Origin of the sequence: Streptomyces sp. NPDC050164 (assembly GCF_044459945.1) — a bacterium.
Lineage (GTDB): Bacteria > Actinomycetota > Actinomycetes > Streptomycetales > Streptomycetaceae > Streptomyces > Streptomyces coeruleorubidus_A.
Genome location: NZ_JBITJK010000003.1, coordinates 357,655 through 372,951 on the forward strand (window position 1 = coordinate 357,655; position 15,297 = coordinate 372,951).

Annotated in this window: 14 protein-coding genes and 2 pseudogenes; 10 read left to right on the top strand and 6 right to left on the bottom strand. The window is 72.5% G+C overall.

The genetic code is table 11. The annotated features are described in order from the left end of the window. The first annotated feature begins 221 nt into the window (after positions 1-221). Together ACIBNA_RS07040 and ACIBNA_RS07045 are read left to right on the top strand one after the other, a co-directional pair. On the top strand, positions 222-1,571 hold the full coding sequence (locus tag ACIBNA_RS07040) for a glutamine synthetase family protein (RefSeq protein WP_399164218.1): 1,350 nt from the start codon (positions 222-224) through the stop codon (positions 1,569-1,571). 29 nt (positions 1,572-1,600) lie between these two features. Further along, entirely contained in the window at positions 1,601-2,887 is a 1,287-nt protein-coding gene (locus tag ACIBNA_RS07045) for a cytochrome P450 (protein WP_399164219.1), read from the top strand. On the opposite strand, the gene ACIBNA_RS07050 is transcribed toward ACIBNA_RS07045, so the two are convergent. After that, a complete protein-coding gene (locus ACIBNA_RS07050) occupies positions 2,874-3,668 on the bottom strand; it encodes an alpha/beta fold hydrolase (RefSeq protein ID WP_399164220.1) in 795 nt (264 codons plus the stop codon). The genes ACIBNA_RS07045 and ACIBNA_RS07050 overlap by 14 nt on opposite strands. A gap of 229 nt (positions 3,669-3,897) precedes the next feature. Between ACIBNA_RS07050 and ACIBNA_RS07055 the strand changes: the two genes are divergently transcribed. Beyond that, complete coding sequence (locus ACIBNA_RS07055) at positions 3,898-4,707, top strand: alpha/beta fold hydrolase (protein WP_399164221.1); 810 nt, start codon at positions 3,898-3,900, stop codon at positions 4,705-4,707. Positions 4,708-4,714: 7 nt separating this feature from the next. On the opposite strand, the gene ACIBNA_RS07060 is transcribed toward ACIBNA_RS07055, so the two are convergent. Further along, the gene (locus ACIBNA_RS07060; protein ID WP_399164222.1) at positions 4,715-5,554 is read right to left on the bottom strand and encodes a (2Fe-2S)-binding protein; all 840 of its coding nucleotides are present in this window, start codon (positions 5,552-5,554) and stop codon (positions 4,715-4,717) included. Between the two features lie 188 nt (positions 5,555-5,742). Here ACIBNA_RS07060 and ACIBNA_RS07065 point away from each other — a divergent pair, with 188 nt between their 5' ends. The 3 genes and pseudogenes from ACIBNA_RS07065 to ACIBNA_RS07075 all read left to right on the top strand — a co-directional run. Continuing rightward, positions 5,743-6,915: an acetyl-CoA carboxylase biotin carboxylase subunit family protein gene (locus ACIBNA_RS07065; RefSeq protein ID WP_399164223.1), complete on the top strand. Its 1,173-nt coding sequence runs from the start codon at positions 5,743-5,745 to the stop codon at positions 6,913-6,915. Further along, positions 6,912-7,847: pseudogene (locus tag ACIBNA_RS07070) on the top strand (IucA/IucC family protein); the annotation flags it as partial. The gene ACIBNA_RS07065 and the pseudogene ACIBNA_RS07070, both read left to right, overlap by 4 nt. Next, positions 7,847-8,620, top strand: a pseudogene (locus ACIBNA_RS07075) (type III PLP-dependent enzyme); the annotation flags it as partial. The pseudogenes ACIBNA_RS07070 and ACIBNA_RS07075, both read left to right, overlap by 1 nt. A gap of 60 nt (positions 8,621-8,680) precedes the next feature. On the opposite strand, the gene ACIBNA_RS07080 reads toward ACIBNA_RS07075, so the two are convergent. The 3 genes from ACIBNA_RS07080 to ACIBNA_RS07090 form a co-directional block, all read right to left on the bottom strand. Next, the gene (locus ACIBNA_RS07080) at positions 8,681-9,313 is read right to left on the bottom strand and encodes a sigma-70 family RNA polymerase sigma factor (protein WP_399164224.1); all 633 of its coding nucleotides are present in this window, start codon (positions 9,311-9,313) and stop codon (positions 8,681-8,683) included. 226 nt (positions 9,314-9,539) lie between these two features. Continuing rightward, complete coding sequence (locus ACIBNA_RS07085) at positions 9,540-10,241, bottom strand: hypothetical protein (protein WP_399164225.1); 702 nt, start codon at positions 10,239-10,241, stop codon at positions 9,540-9,542. 120 nt (positions 10,242-10,361) lie between these two features. Next, positions 10,362-10,838 (bottom strand): DUF4396 domain-containing protein, encoded by a 477-nt coding sequence (locus ACIBNA_RS07090; protein ID WP_399164344.1) that lies wholly within the window; start codon positions 10,836-10,838, stop codon positions 10,362-10,364. Between the two features lie 98 nt (positions 10,839-10,936). On the opposite strand from ACIBNA_RS07090, the gene ACIBNA_RS07095 reads away from it, so the two are divergent. Continuing rightward, the gene (locus ACIBNA_RS07095; protein WP_399164226.1) at positions 10,937-11,734 is read left to right on the top strand and encodes an SDR family NAD(P)-dependent oxidoreductase; all 798 of its coding nucleotides are present in this window, start codon (positions 10,937-10,939) and stop codon (positions 11,732-11,734) included. A gap of 22 nt (positions 11,735-11,756) precedes the next feature. On the opposite strand, the gene ACIBNA_RS07100 is transcribed toward ACIBNA_RS07095, so the two are convergent. Next, positions 11,757-12,605 (bottom strand): class I SAM-dependent methyltransferase, encoded by an 849-nt coding sequence (locus ACIBNA_RS07100; RefSeq protein WP_399164345.1) that lies wholly within the window; start codon positions 12,603-12,605, stop codon positions 11,757-11,759. A gap of 191 nt (positions 12,606-12,796) precedes the next feature. Between ACIBNA_RS07100 and ACIBNA_RS07105 the strand changes: the two genes are divergently transcribed. The 3 genes from ACIBNA_RS07105 to ACIBNA_RS07115 all read left to right on the top strand — a co-directional run bounded on the left by ACIBNA_RS07105 (position 12,797) and on the right by ACIBNA_RS07115 (position 15,277). Next, entirely contained in the window at positions 12,797-13,594 is a 798-nt protein-coding gene (locus tag ACIBNA_RS07105; RefSeq protein ID WP_399164227.1) for a VOC family protein, read from the top strand. A gap of 675 nt (positions 13,595-14,269) precedes the next feature. Next, positions 14,270-14,689 (top strand): nuclear transport factor 2 family protein, encoded by a 420-nt coding sequence (locus tag ACIBNA_RS07110; RefSeq protein ID WP_399164228.1) that lies wholly within the window; start codon positions 14,270-14,272, stop codon positions 14,687-14,689. Between the two features lie 51 nt (positions 14,690-14,740). Next, positions 14,741-15,277, top strand: a complete 537-nt coding sequence (locus tag ACIBNA_RS07115) for a GNAT family N-acetyltransferase (RefSeq protein ID WP_399164229.1) — start codon at positions 14,741-14,743, stop codon at positions 15,275-15,277. Positions 15,278-15,297 lie beyond the last annotated feature (20 nt).

The window sequence follows — 15,297 nt, forward strand, 5'->3', positions numbered from 1 at the left end:
CAAGGTAGGCAGGGGCAGGGGTCTGGTCAATAGCTATCCGGATGGATAAATTCTTGCCCCCGCCCCCTTGCGGCACCTCCCGCCCACCCCTACCGTTTGGCATCAAACAAAGCACCCGGGCGGTCCCTGGCTATGCCGCGCCCGGCCGCTCGTTCCTACGCCACCCGCCTCCCCGGCCCCTGGTCCCGGAGGTGTCCCGACGTCCGCCCGAGGAGACAACGGTGAGCGCTCACGACCTTGAAGAAGTCCGCCGCCACATGGAGCGGCTCGCCGCCGACGGCATCGACGTGGTCCGGGTGACCTATCCCGACCTCATCGGCACCGACCGGGCGCGTGACGTGCTGCTGGAGGAGCTGCCCCGGGCCTGTGAGCACGGTCTCGCGTTCTGCCGGGCCGTCTACCACACCAGCCCGCAGGGCGACGTGGTCCCGGTCAGCGGCGGTCTGGACGCGGGCCTGCCGGACATCTGTGTCCGCCCGGACCTCGACACGCTGGTGCCGCTGCCCTGGGAGCCGGGGGTGGCCGCCTGTCTGGGGGAGGTCGTCGACCCGGCGACCGGCGCGCCGGCCCCCGAGTCGCCCCGCGACCTGCTGCGATCGGTCCTCGCCCGGTGTGCCGAGCACGGGCTGCGGCCGGTGGTCGGACCCGAGCTGGAGTACTTCCTGTGCGACCCGGACCCCTCGGGCGGCTGGCGCCGCTACGCACCCGACCCCGGGGTCGTCTACACCGCCGGCCTGCGGGCCGACCCGGACAACCACCTGCTGCGCACCCTGCGCCACGTGCGCGACCTGAGGGTCGGGGCGATCAGCGGCAACCACGAGTTCGACGGCGGTCAGATCGAGATCAACCTGGCGCACTCCGACGCCGTGTCCGCCGCCGACCGCTCCTTCCGCTTCAAGGCCGCGATCAAGGAACTGGCCCGCAAGGAGGGCCGCCTGGCCACCTTCATGGCCAAGCCCTTCAACGACGCGGGCGGCTCCGGCTTCCACCTCCACCTGTCCTGCGACGACGCCGAGGGCCGCAACACCTTCGACGATCCGTCGGGCCCGTACGGCCTGTCCGCGACCGCCCGGCACGCCGTCGCCGGCATCCTCGCCCACGCGCCCGCCCTCGCCGCGCTGCTCAACCCCACGATCAACTCGTACAAACGCTTCGGCCCGGACACCCTGGCGCCCTGGCTGATCGACTGGGGGCTGGACAACCGCAGCGCCATGGTGCGCATACCGCCCGAGCGCGGCTCCGGCGCCCGGCTCGAGCTGCGGCTGGGCGACGCGAGCGCCAACCCCTATCTGGCGATCGCCGGGACGACGGCCGCCGCCCTGCTGGGCGTCCTGGCCGGCGAGGAGCCGCCCGCGCCGCTGGAGGGCTACGGCTACGACACCGCCCGGTCCGCCGTCCTGCCGCAGACCCTGTCCGCCGCGCTGGACGCGCTGGAGGCGGACACCGCCCTGACCGGCCTGCTCGGCAAGGGCTTCACCACGTCCTTCCTCTCCTACAAGCGCGACGAGGTCGAACGCTTCCACCGGCACGTCACCGACTGGGAGTTCACCGAGTACGCCTACCACCTGTGACGCCACCCGTGACGCCGAGGAGCCTGCCGATGACGACCGAGTCCCTGCCCGACGCCGCGCGCGAGCCGCTGCCCCTGGCCGACGTGAACCTCGCCGACCTGGACCGCTTCACGGACGGCGTCTCACCCTGGCGGATGTTCCACACCCTGCGCCACGAGGACCCGGTGCACTGGCAGCCCGAGGAGGCGCCCAACTCCGGCTTCTGGGCGGTGACCCGGCACCGGGACATCGTCCGGGTAGACCGCGACTCCGAGACCTTCACGTCCACGAAATTCGTCAACCTGGAAGAGGTCGACGACGACCAGATCAAGAAACGCGCCTCCATCCTCGAACTGGACGGGGTCCGGCACCGGGCGCTGCGCAGCCTGATCCAGCGGCAGTTCGGCGCGAACGTGATCAGCGGCTACACCGACTTCCTGCGCGGCCTGACCGCGCGGACCCTCGACGCCGCCCTCGCCAAGGGCCGTTTCGACTTCGTGGCGGACGTCTCGGCGGACTTCCCGATCAACGTCCTCGCCCGGCTGCTGGATGTGCCCCCGCAGGACAACCAGAAGCTCATCGACTGGGGCAACCGCATCATCGGCCACACCGACCCCGACTACGCGGACGTCCTGCTGCACAGCGAGGACAGCGAGCAGTACCGCGACCTGCCCTTCCGCTCCCCCGCCTCGCTGGAGGTCTTCGAGTACGGGCGGGAACTGGCGCGGCAGCGACGCGGCGGCGACGGCACCGACCTGATCTCCCGCCTGGTCAACACCACACCCCGCGACGGAGTCCCGCTCTCCCCGCAGGACTTCGACAACTACTTCCTGCTCCTGGTCGTCGCCGGCAACGAGACGACCCGTCACACCATCTCGCACTCCATGCTGGCCCTCATGCAGCACCCCGAACAGCTGGCCCGCCTCCAGGAGGACCCCTCCCTGATCCCGGTCGCGGTGGAGGAGTTCCTGCGCTGGGCCTCCCCCGTCTACCACTTCCGCCGTACCGCCACGCGCGACGTCGAACTGGGCGGCAAGCGGATCAGGGAGGGCGACAAGGTCGTGATGTGGTTCGCCTCCGGCAACCGCGACGAGGAGGTCTTCGGCAACCCGTACGACTTCGACGTCACCCGCACGGACAACGACCACGTCACCTTCGGCAAGGGCAGCCCCCATCTGTGCCTGGGCAACCTGCTCGCGCGCACCGAGATCCGGATCATGTTCGAGGAACTGATCCCGCGCCTGGCGGGCATCCGCCTGGCGGGCGAGGTGCCGCGGGTGCGCTCCAACTTCGTCAACGGCATCAAGAAGCTGCCGGTCGAGGTCACGTTGGCCTGACGCGGCCCGACCGGTCGCGCAGCAGCCGGATCGTCCGCTCGACGTACTCCTCGTGCAGGTAATGCCCACTGTCGGGCCAGTGGTCGACGCGGGAGCCGGGCACGGTCAGGGTGCCCCGTTCCCAGGCGGCCGCCTCCGCCGCGGTCCAGACCGTGAGCGCGGGCTGGGTGCGGCGGCGCAGGTACGCCTCGCTGTGCGGGCGGACGCCGACCGCGCCCGGGTCGGTGTACATGCCGGCGTAGGACTGGGCGATGACGTGGTCGGGGGTGGCGAGCATGGTGCGCAGGTGTGCCGTGCGCAGCCCGAGCGGGGCAGTGGGGCCGAAGGCGCCGGCGACGAAGACCGCCGCGGCTCGGGCGCCGTTCGCCCGGTAGTCCGCGAGCCGGGCGGGGATCTCCGCCACCTCGGTGCCGTCGGCGCCGTGGGCGGGGTCGAGGGTGACGACGGAGCGGACGAGGTGCGGGTGCCGTACGGCGAGCAGGTTGACGACCTGGCCGCCCATCGAGTGCCCGACGGCCGTCACCGGACCGGGGGCGAGGGTGTCGAGCAGCGCGGCCAGGTCGTCCGCCATCTCGACGGGTGTGTTGCCCTCGTCCGGCACCTTTGAGCGGCCGTGCCCGCGCAGGTCGGGCACGATCACCCGGAAGTGTCGGGCCAGGGCCTCGGCGTGCGGGGACCACTCACGGCCGTCCCCGCCCCAGCCGTGCACCAGCAGCACGGCGGGTACGCCGGCGGCCCCGAGCGTCGTGCTGAAGAGGCGGATGCGGCCGGGGTCGGGCACGGGCTTCTCCCTTTCTCGGAGACTTCTCGGCGACTTCTGGGCGACTTCTCGGCGACGAGGTGGTCGTCGTACCAGCGCAGGTGGCAGGGCACGCGGCCCACCAGCATGATCTCGGCTGCCAACGGTATGACGCCGCCGGACATGCGTCGCCCGACCGTCGGCGGGAGGCTGGTCGTGTCAGCACGGTCGGGCGCACAGAGGAGATCGTCATGGATCCGGGATGCCGGCCATGGGACAAATGATCAACGCCGACGGTGTGGAGCTCTGGGTCGAACGACGGGGCGAGGGACCCGACGTCCTCCTCATCTCGGGCCTCGGGGATCCCGCCGAGGCATGGCAGCCGCAGCTCGACGGGCTCGCGGACCGGTACCGGCTCACGGCCTTCGACAACCGTGGCGCCGGGCGTACGCCACTGCCCGAGGGGCCGCTCTCCGTGCCGCGGATGGCCGACGACGCCGCGGCACTGCTCCGGGCGCTCCGGGTACCGGCCGCCCATGTCGCCGGTTTCTCGGGAGGCAGCTTCATCGCGCAGGAGCTGGCGCTCCGCCATCCCGGCGTGGTCCGCAGCCTCGTCCTCATGAGCACGGCGGCTCGCCCGGACGCCTACTTCCGTGCCATGACGCGCTTCTGGCACTGGATGGTCGAACGCGCCCCGGACGAACGGGCCATGCTCGAGGCGTTCTTCCTGTGGATCTACACACCCCGCGCCCACGCCGACGGCACGGTCGACCGGCTCGTCGAGGAGACACTGGCCTTCGAACACCCGCAGTCCGTCGCGGACTTCCAGCGTCAGCTCGCGGCGTTCGCCGACCACGACACGCTTCACCGCCTCGGCCGGATCACCGCGCCGGCCCTCGTCCTCGCCGGCGAACTCGACCTCGCCACGCCGCCGCGCCTCGGCCGCGTGGTCGCGGACAGCATCCCGGACGCCGAGTTCGAGGTACTGGCCGGGGAGGCCCATCAGCCCTTCCAGGAGGTGCCGGACGTGTTCAACGCCCGGGTCGACGCGTTCTGGCGTGGCCTGGAGGCAGGAGACTGATGACCTGTCAGGACTCCAGCCGGCGCAGTCGTTCGGCGTCGCAGGTGCGGGGGCAGGTCGCGCATGCCTCGTCGGGGCGGATGGCGTAGTAGAGGCAGCAGCCCGTGCGGGTGCGGGTCGGGTGGTGGCGGCCGTCGGTGCCGGTCAGGAGACGGAAGTCCGCTCCGGCGGGGTAGGGGCTGACGGGTTCGGGGAGCAGGGCGGTGGCGGCGCGTACGGCGTCGTCCTCGCGGCCGAGGGTGCGGCCGAGGTACCAGATCCCGGAGACGAGATCGTCGCCGACCATGCCCCACAGGGCGCGCGGGCCGCGGCGTACGGCGGGGCCGAGGGCGGCGAGCAACGGGCGCATGTGGTCGGCGACCGCGGCGCGCAGTTCGGCCCGCAACGCCTCCTCGCCCGCGACGGTCACCGCCCCGGGCAGCGCGGCGACGGGGTCGCCGGGCAGACAGGCGACGCGGGGCTCGGGCGTGATCGTGTACGTACCGGCCGCGAGGTCCAGGCGCACCGACTGGGGACGGACGCGGGGCACCCGGCGCTCCAGGTACCACACGCCGCTCATCAGCAGGGCGATCGACCAGGCGTAGTCGTGCAGGGCGCGTGAGGCGGCCACGTGGGGGCGCGGGGTGTGGCCGTAGCGCGTGCGGATGCGGGTCGCCTCGGCGTCCACGAAGGCGTCGAGGGTCTGCTGATTCGACGTCAGTTCGCTGGCCGGGAAGGTGCGTTCACCGGCAGCCGTCCAGGGTTCCGCGACCTCGACGTCCAGTGCCTCGCACACGCCGGTCAACCGCCGGTAGGCGGCGGCGAGGACGGAGGCGAGGGCCGGCGGTGACTCCAGGACAGTGCGCATCGATCACTCCTACGGGCAGTTGCAACCCGTGGTTGGATAGGCAAGGCTAACCTAAGGTACAAGATCGTCGGCGTGCTCATGAACGTCCGTCGATCAAGGGCCGTCCCTGTCACAGGGGTCCCGCTGCACGCCGCCCGCGCCTTGACCGAGCGGCCGCCGCCGACCCCGCCCCCTCCTGGAAGACCGCCATGCGCCTGTACCTTCTCGCCCTCAACCCGACCGACTCCGTCACCGAGGGTTTCCTGCCCGCCGCCGCCCGGCTGGGCCTGGACGTCACCGTTCTCACCGATCAGCCCGGCGCCCATCGGAGAACCTGCCCGGACATCGAGGTTCTGGAGTGTGACGTGCGGGACTTCCGGGCCGTCGTGGCACGGATGTCGGACCGTCACCGTCCCGGCGCGGTCTTCACCAACAGCGACCACCTCCAGACCCAGGCCGCCCTGGCCGCCGACTACTTCGGCCTGCCGGGCAAGGACTGGCGCGCCGCCCTGCGCTGCAAGGACAAGGCGGAGATGCGCCGCCGGCTGGCCGCCGCCGGAGTGGACACCGTCTGGTCGGCCGAACTCACCGAACCGGCCCCGCTCGACGCGCCCTACCCCTGTGTCGTCAAGCCCCGTGAGGGCGTGGCCAGCGAGGACGTCGTCCTCGTCGACGGCCCCGAGGATCTGGTGACCCGCGCCAAGGAGATCCTGGAGCGCCGTCCCGGCACCACCCTGGTGGTGGAGGAGTACCTCCCCGGGGAGCTGTACACGCTGGAGACCCTGGGCGACGGCCGGGTCCGCCATGTCCTGGGCGGCTTCCGCACCGAGCTGTCGCCGCCGCCGTACTTCGTCGAGGAACGCCTCACTTTCGTCCCGGCCCACCCCGAGCCGGTCGTGGCGCAGGTCCTCGGGCAACTCGACGCGCTCGGCGTCGGGTTCGGCGCCTGTCACACCGAGTTCGTGGTGCACGAGGGCCGGGCGCGGATCATCGAGGTCAACTACCGGGCCATCGGCGACCAGTGCGACCTGCTGCTCGCCCGGCTCCTCGGCATCCCGCTGTTCGAGATCGTCCTCCGTACCCACCTGGGCGAACCGCTTCCGGCCGGGCTGGACGTTCACCGCGACGGCGCCGCCGTCGTGGAGTACCCGTGTGCCGACCGGGCCGGGACCCTGACCTACGCCCCGGACGCCACCGACCTGACCGTCGACGGTGTTCGTCTGACGTACCGTCCGCTGCGGGCCGTGGGCGAGCGGCACGAGCTGTACCGCACCAACCGGGACTACCTCGGCGTCCTGCGGGCCACCGGTACCGACCAGGAGACCGTGGACCGTGTGGCGGCCGGTTTCCTGGCCACCTGCCGCTGGGAGATCCAGGCGTGACCGTACTGCCGCCCCCGCCGGACACCTGCGCGGCCGAGCTGCTCACCCGGGTGCTGAGCGCTCTCCTGCGCGAGGACGTCGTCGGACTGCGCTCCCGGAGCACTCTCGTCCACCGGCCGGACGGGCCCTGGCTGCGGCGCGCCGCCGGGCCAGACGCGCTGTTGCTGCCCGTCACCGAGGACGGCTTCCAGTGCGCGTACGCCGCGCGGCTGCCGCTCCTGCGCCGCGCGTCGGACGGCGCCGAGCTGACGTCGTACGACGACGTGCTGGGCGCGTTGCGCGCGCTCGCCGAGCCAGAGGACCGGGCCGGCTTCGACGCCTTCGCCGAGGAGTGCCGGCAGACGCTGGCCACACTGCGGCTGCACGCCGACACGGGCGACGACATCGCGGCGGAGCTGACCTCCCGTCACGGGGCCGACCCCGCGTACTGGACAGGACTCGACGGAGGCCTGGCCTTCGACGCGCTCGCCGCCCGTCTGGACCATCCGGTGTACCCGACCGGGCGCGGCCGGGCGGGACTTGAGGAGGAGCAACTGCGGTCGTACGCGCCCGAGTTCCATCCGGGGTTCTCGCTGCGCTGGCTCGCCGTCCCCAGGGACGCGGTCCATGTGGCGGGGGCCCTCCCTCAGTCGTGGCCCACGCCGGCGCGGCTCGGTCTGGCCCGGCTGGAGCGCACGCACCTCGCCCTGCCGGTGCACCCGCTGACCGTCGGCCCTCCGCTCGACGAGGCGTTACGGGCGACCGGCCTCGGCGGGCAAGCAGTACTGGCCGAGCGCGGCGGCCACGGCGGATTCGATGTCGTGCCGACCCTGTCGATGCGCACGGTGGCTACGGCGGCGGATCCGGCGCTGCACCTCAAACTCCCCCTGGTCATCTCTTCGTTGGGGCTGCGCAACAAGCGGTCCGTCAAGCCCGGCACCCTCGTCGACGGCCGGTGCCCGACGGCTCACTGGCGGGCAGCTCGCTGGCGATGGGCGGGCGGCCGACGCCCTTCGGCATGGACCCGGCCCGGGCCGAGCCGGTGCTCCGGGCCCTCGCCGACGGGACGTACCCACAGCTCGAACTGCGCGGCGTGCACGCCCACTTGGCGAGCGGGCTGGAAGCGGCCGAGCTGCTGGCGGTCGCGGGGAGCGTGGTCGGCTGGGCCACGGGACTCGGCGTGCCGATCGCGGAGGTCAACGTCGGGGGCGGCATGAGCGTCGACTACACCGACCCGGAGCGCCGCTTCGACTGGGCCGCGTACGGCGAGGGCCTGGCCCGGCTCGCCGAGGCCCACCCGGGGCTGACGCTGCGGATCGAGCCCGGGCGGGCGCTCACCGCGTACTGCGGCTGGTACGCCACGGAGGTGCTGGACGTGAAGCACAGCCACGGCGAGGAGTTCGCCGTCCTGCGGGGCGGCACCCACCACCTGCGCACCCCGGCGACGAAGGGCCACGACCAGCCCTGCTCCGTCCTGCCGGTGGACACCTGGCCGCACCCCTGGCCACGGCCGTCGGCAAGGAGCGGTCGGGTGACCCTCGCGGGGCAGCTGTGCACGCCGAAGGACGTGCTGGCGCGCCGGGTTCCGCTGTCGGAGCTGAGGGCCGGGGACCGGGTGGTGTTCTCGCTGGCGGGTGCCTACGCGTGGAACATCTCGCACCACGACTTCCTGATGCATCCCCGGCCCGGGTTCCACTTCCTGTCCGGCGGCACCCCGGCCCCTTGAACCGCTCGCACGCGGGCCGCCCGCCGGATGGACCCGGCGGGCGCCGCGGGCCGGGACGCGTCAGGCCGCGGCCAGGGCGGGTGACGCGGACGGCGCCGGCTGCTCCGCTTCGGCGAGCAGGGCCATGAGCGTCGCCCGGGCGCGGGCCACGCGGGAGCGGACGGTGCCGACCGGGCAGTCGCTCAGCTCGGCGGCCTCCGCGTACGGCAGCCCGAGCAGCTGCGTGAGCACGAACGCCTCGCGCCGCTCGTCCGGCAGTGAGGCCAGCAGCTCCAGCAGCGCCACGCCGTCGTCGAAGCCGGGCAGGCCGCGCGGCTGGGCGAGCTCGACCGCCAGCTCCCAGTCCGGCAGGTCGGCCCGGCGGGGGCGTACGGCGGTGTACCGGAGACTGTCGGCCACCGCACGCCGGGCGATCGCCAGCAGCCAGGCACGCGCCGAGGAGCGGCCCTCGAACCGGTGCAGGCTGCCGAGCGCCCGCAGGAACGTGTCCTGCGCCAGATCGTCCACGGCCTGCGGATCGGCGCACAGATGGGCGACGTAGCGGATCACGTCGCGGTGCAGGGCGCGCACGAAGTGGTCGACGGCGGCGGAGTCACCGCCGCGGGCGGCCAGCGCCCAGGCGGTTATCGACTCGTCGGCCGACGCCGGGGGCTCTCTTTTCTCGTGCGACAGGGGCAGGGCAGGAGTGATCACCTGATGTCCTTCCCGGATTCCGGGACCACGGGAGGGCGAGCACGCGGACGCATGAGACGCCGGGCGTGCGCGCGGGGCCGCGCGGTCCGGTGAGTGAGGGATGGGCCGTACCCGTACGACACCTGAGCGAGCGCGACTGTCCACAGGCACGGCGTCACAGGGACGTACGGGCGTACGACCGGCACCGGGGCGAAGCAGGGGCCGCCCCGGGACTTACCGGCTGCCGTCAGACGGCAGCGGCCCTCACGGGTGGCCCTCTGGAGGTGATCGCGTGAACGAGAAGGAGCAGGCGCGGCGCCCGGTCCGAGGACCACCGCCGTACGCGCACGGGCGGGGGCGGCGGTGCGGGCAGGGCGGCGAGCAGGAGCCGCAGCGGCGCGGCCAGCCGGCCACCCACGGCACGCAGGAGACGGAAGACGGCCCGTTCCCCGTGCCCCAGCCACAGGCCGCACAGCAGGGCGGCGAGCAGGTGGGCGGCGAGCATGCCGAGGGACGAGTCACCGCCGGGGGTGTGTCCCGCGTGCCCCAAGTGCTCGGACACGGACATGGACATGGACTCCGTGGATCCCATGTCGTGTCCCATGGATCCCGTGCCGCCGGCCCCCATGTCCATGGAGTCCGTGTGCAGGGAGTGCGCGCCGGCCGCTGCGCCATGTGACGCGCCGTCCGCCGGCGCCGACGGTGTGAGCGAGAAAGCCGAGTGCAGGGCCGTCTGGACGGCCACGGCGACGGCGGCGACCAGCCGGAGTCCGCGCTCGCGGCCCGCCAGGCACCAGCCCGCCACGCCCGTCACGGCCCAGCCGGCCAGCAGCGTCCGGAGGGGCACATGGTCGCCGGACATCATGACGTGCCCCAGGGCGGCGAGCACGACACAGACGGCCGCGAACACCGCGGCCCGTATCGTGCGAGCACACCACCCAGCTGTCATGGCGCCTCATCCTCGCATCCGGCCCCGCTTCCTCACCCATGGGTACGGACGTCGCCCGGGCCGGGCACTCAATCCACGCCATGTGATCCAGAACACAGTCCGTGACGGGATGACGGTCAGTCAGTGGTGGGCGTGTACGACGGCGTGCCCCTTGCCCCGGCCGATCATCCACTTGTTGACCGGGGTCGTGATCAGGAAGGCGACCGCGAAGCCGCCCAGGATCGCGGACCAGAACAGGCCGTCCGCCAGATGGGCGTCCATCGCGCCGGGGGTCAGGGCGATGATCGCGTTGTCCACGAGTTCCATCACCGTGATCGAGACCGTGTCCGCGGCCAGGGCGATCCGGATCGCCGACCTCAGGCCCAGGCCGACCCGCAGGACCGCGAACAGGGTGAACGCGTAGCCGAAGAGGAACGCGAGCCCGATCGCCAGGACCATCGTGGGCAGATTGCCCCACTCCAGCGCGGTGCCGATCACCATGCCGAGGATCTCGCCGATCGCACACCCGGTGAGACAGTGCAGCGTCGCCTTCACCGCGGTTCCCCAGGTCGCTGTTCCGTGGGGGCGCCCTTCGTGGTCATGAGTGGAGTGATTCATGTAATCCATGACACCCATTTTATACCCCCTAGGGGTATATATGCATGAGTGACACCACGACCACCGATGCTTCAACCTGCCGTTCTAGAGTGCTCGACATGACGACACCTGCCACTGCGGCCACACAGACCTATCTCTCCGAGCTGTTCTCCCTGCACGGCCGGGTCGCGGTGGTCACGGGCGGAAGTTCCGGCATCGGCCGCGCCATCACGGGTGCTCTCGCGCGCGCCGGGGCGAGCGTGGTGGCCGTGGCACGCGGCGAGGCCGGACTGACCGCGACGGTCGAGGAGCTGACGGCAGAGGGCTGCCGCGCCGCCTGGGTCAGCGCGGACCTGAGCACGCGCGAGGGTGTGCGGACGGCCGCCGAGCGGGCCGTCGAGGCGTTCGGGGAACCCGACATCCTCGTCAACAGCGCCGGGATCAACGTGCGTCCGCCGATGGACGAACTCACCGAGGACGTCTGGGACATCACGATGGCCGTCAACCTGGACGCGCCGTTCCTGCTGGGCCAGCGCTTCGGGCCGGGCATGGCGGAGCGCGGCTACGGGCGGATCCTGCACATCAGCTCGCAGCAGGCGCACCGGGCGTTCGTCCAGAGCGGCGCCTACGGTGCCTCCAAGGGCGGTCTGGAGTCGCTGGCGCGGTCCCAGGCCGAGGCGTGGTCGCCGCGCGGCGTCACCTGCAACGTCCTGGTGCCGGGCTTCGTCATGACACCGCTCAACGCGCGGCTGTCGTCGGATCCGCAGAAGGTGGCCGCCCTCGCCGAGCGCACGCTGATCGGGCGGAACGGACTGGCCGAGGACTTCGCGGGAGCGGCGGTCTTCCTGGCGAGCCCTGCGTCCGCCTACATCACCGGGCAGGCGGTCTTCGTCGACGGCGGTATGTCGGTGCACTGACGCCGTCCCCGGCGCCTCCCGGTCAGTGCCCGGAGGAGTCCTTCCGCCATACGAAGACCTCCGTGCTCGGCCCGCGTTCGGAGAACCTCCCCGCCGGGGAGGCCTCCCGCAGCAGCCGGCGCAGGTCCCCTTCGAAGTCGTCCCGGCGCCCTTCGAACAGATGCGGCGCCGAGAACGACATCGAGAACACCCAGGCGACGACATCGTCGAAGGTCCGCTCCAGCGCCTGCCCGCCGGGCACCACGAGACGCCGGGGGCCGGCGAATCCCGCCCTGGCGAACACCTCGGCCTCTCCCCCGGGTGTGCCCTGCGGCAGCACTCCGCGGCCCGCTCGCCGCACGGGGCCCAGGTACCGCTTGACCAGCTCGTCCACCGCCGCGTAGGGGACCGCCGGGTGCGGCAGGCCGTCGAGGGTGGGGTGTTCCGTCTTCAGGTCCGAGATGTGCACCAGGGCCCCGCCCGGCTGGAGCATGTCCCTGACGGTCGCCGCGACCAGGTCGCGGTCCATCCAGTGGAAGGACTGCGCGAAGGTGGCGACGGCGAACGTGCCGAGCCCCGCGGGCAGAGCCTCGGCGCGGGCCCGCACCCACCGGGTCCTCTCCCCCACTCCCCGGTCGGCGGCCCGGCGTCCGGCCTCGGCGATCATCCCGCGGTCGGGGTCCACGCCGATGATCTCGCCGAACAGGTGCGCGAGGCTCAGGGCGATGGTTCCGGGTCCGCAGCCCACGTCGATGAGGCGCCCCTCCCCGTCGGGCCGCAGCGCCTCGGCGAGCGCGTCCGCGAGCCCGGGGGCGTACGGCGGCCGCCCCCGCTCGTAGTAGGCGGCGGCCCCCGAGAACAACGTGTCGTCCCACTCCCAGCCGACCACCACGCCGCCCACCACCCCCACCGCACACAGCTCCACGATCACCCGGCCGGGCGATTACCTCGATGATCCACGGCCCGACAACCTTGCCAGGGGCGCAGGACCGTTGATCCGCCGACCGGGCAGCGGCCGGGGGGCGATTGTCAGTGCCCGGTGTCAGGCTGGGCACACCGAATCTGCGGAAGGGAAGCATCGCCATGATCACCACGGATTTCGTCCCCGGTTCCCCCTGTTGGCTCGACCTCGGCACTCCGGACGTCCGGACCGCCGCGGCCTTCTACGGCGCCGTCCTCGGGTGGGACTACGAGTCCATGGGCGAGAGCGAGGACTTCGAAGGCGGCATGTTCCGGAAGGACGGCAAGACCGTCGCCGGTCTCGGCAAGCTCACGGAGGAGGGCGCGCGCTCGGCTTGGATGCTCTACTTCAGCGTCACCGACGCGGACGCCGCGACTCAGGCCGTGCGGCAGGCCGGCGGCACCGTCCGGGTGGACCCGATGGACCTCGACGACTGGGGCCGGATGGCGCAGTACAGCGACCCGCTGGGCGGCCAGTTCGCCGTCTGGCAGCCGGGGACGAACAAGGGCGTCGACCTGGTCGACCAGCCGGGCTCGCTGTCGTGGACCGAGCTGTACACGAGCGACGCGGCGGCCGCGAAGGAGTTCTACGGCGGCCTGTTCGGCTGGCAGTTCGGCGACATGCCGCTGCCGGGCGGCGGGGGCACGTACACGCTCATCACCCCCGCCGGACTGCCCGAGGAGCGCATGCACGGCGGCCTGATGGAGCTCGGCAAGGAGAACCTCTCGCTGGCGAACGGCCGGCCGTACTGGCACCCGGTCTTCGCCGTGGAGGACTGCGACGCCGCGGTGGCCAAGGTCACGGAGAACGGCGGCAGCGTGCAGATGGGGCCCGAGGACGCGGAGGGCGTCGGCCGGCTGGCGGTCTGCGTCGACCCGGCGAACGCGGACTTCGTGGTGCTCACCCCGGCCGAGAGCTGAGCCCGGCCGGCCCTGCCCGGCAGTTCATGCGTGCGGACACCCGGGGCTCGACGTGCGCGCCGGGCCCCTCGCGGGAAAGGTTCCCGGTAGTGCTCCAGCGCGGCGGCGGAGGCCTGCACGGGATGGGTCGGCGCCGTCCAGCGGACCCCGGTGGTGTAGGGGCAGGTGGTGGTGGAGCCGAGGTAGCGGTAGGACTCGGTGCAGGCCGGCAGCAGCGCGTCGAGCTCCACGTCGGGCACGCCCCAGGGGTCCTCGCACCGGCGGGCCGACGGGGAACGCCACCCCCCCGACGGTGTGCTCGGACGGTGTGTGCCAGTGGACGTCCTCCAGGTGGTAGGTGCGATCCCCGATGCTCATCAGGCACTCCTGACCGGTCGACGGCTCGGCCTTCACCGTGCCCTCCTCGCTCCGGCCGCAGCCGGGCCGGTGCCCGATCGGGCGCTCGAAGCGCAGGCGCATGGCGAGCCGCGCCGGATGCGCAGGCGCAGCGGAGGCAGGGCCGAGACGTCGGTGTCCTGCGGACGCGGGGGCGGCGAGGGACACGGGCGATCACCTGCGGTCGACGGACGGGCAAGGACGACCGCATCCCTTTCCGTGTGCCGCGCCCGGAACGCGCGAGGCCACCCGGACTGCTGAACACCACGCTGCACGGCCTTGACGCGCTACGGTCGCGATATGAACGGCAGTCCGGAAGCAGCAGCTCAGGAACCCGGCGACGACTCGGCGGACGTCCTCGAGTTCGTCGATCTGGCGAAGGAGTGGGCCGCCGCGATCGTCGCCAACGACCCCGCCCGGATCGCGCGCTTCATGGCGGACGAGTGGGTGATCGTATCCGAGTCGGGGATCGACCCGAAGGAGAGGTTCCTCTCCCTCGTCGAGTCCGGGGACCTCACCCACTCGGCGATGGACCTCAGGACCCGCCCCAGGGTCCGCGTCCACGGCGACACGGCCCTGGTCACCGGGCGCGTGACGAACACGGCCCATTTCCGGGGCGAGCGGTACGACGCCGACGAGTGGACGACCGACGTGTACGTGAAGCGGGACGGTCGCTGGCTGTGCGTGCTGAGCCACATCACCCCGGCGGCCCCCGACTGAACCCGGCGGCCCCCGGCTGAGCCGGAAAACCCAATTGCATATGATGCGCAAATGCGCGACTACATCATCAGGGAAGCCACGGCGGAGGACCTCGACGGGGCTCGGGTGGTGATGCTCGACGCGGTGTACCGCGACTTCGGGACGGGATACGTGCCGCGCTGGCACGCCGACGTCATCGACCCCGCGTCCTTCTACGTCGCACCGCCGCGGCACACGCTCCTGGTCGCCGTGGACGAGCGGGACGGGCCGGTGGCGGCCACGGCGGCGCTGGACGCGCGCGGCCCGGCGCATCCGCCGAACCCGCGCTGGCTGGCCGAGCGGTTCCCCTCGGGCGAGACCGCACAGCTCCGGCGGGTGTACGTGCGCCCCGAGCACCGGCGGCGGGGGCTGGCCCGACGCCTGGTGGAGGGTCTGCTGGACTTCGCGCGGGCCGACGGTGGCTACCGGTCCGTGTATCTGCACACGTATCCGAACTCGCCCGGTGCGATGGGTCTGTGGCGGGCGCTGGGCAAGGTGGTGTGCGACGAGCGGGAGGAAGTGCCGGGCGGGGGCAGCGGCGCGGTGCACTTCGAGATCCCCTTCGCCTGAGCGGCACGGGGACGACGCTG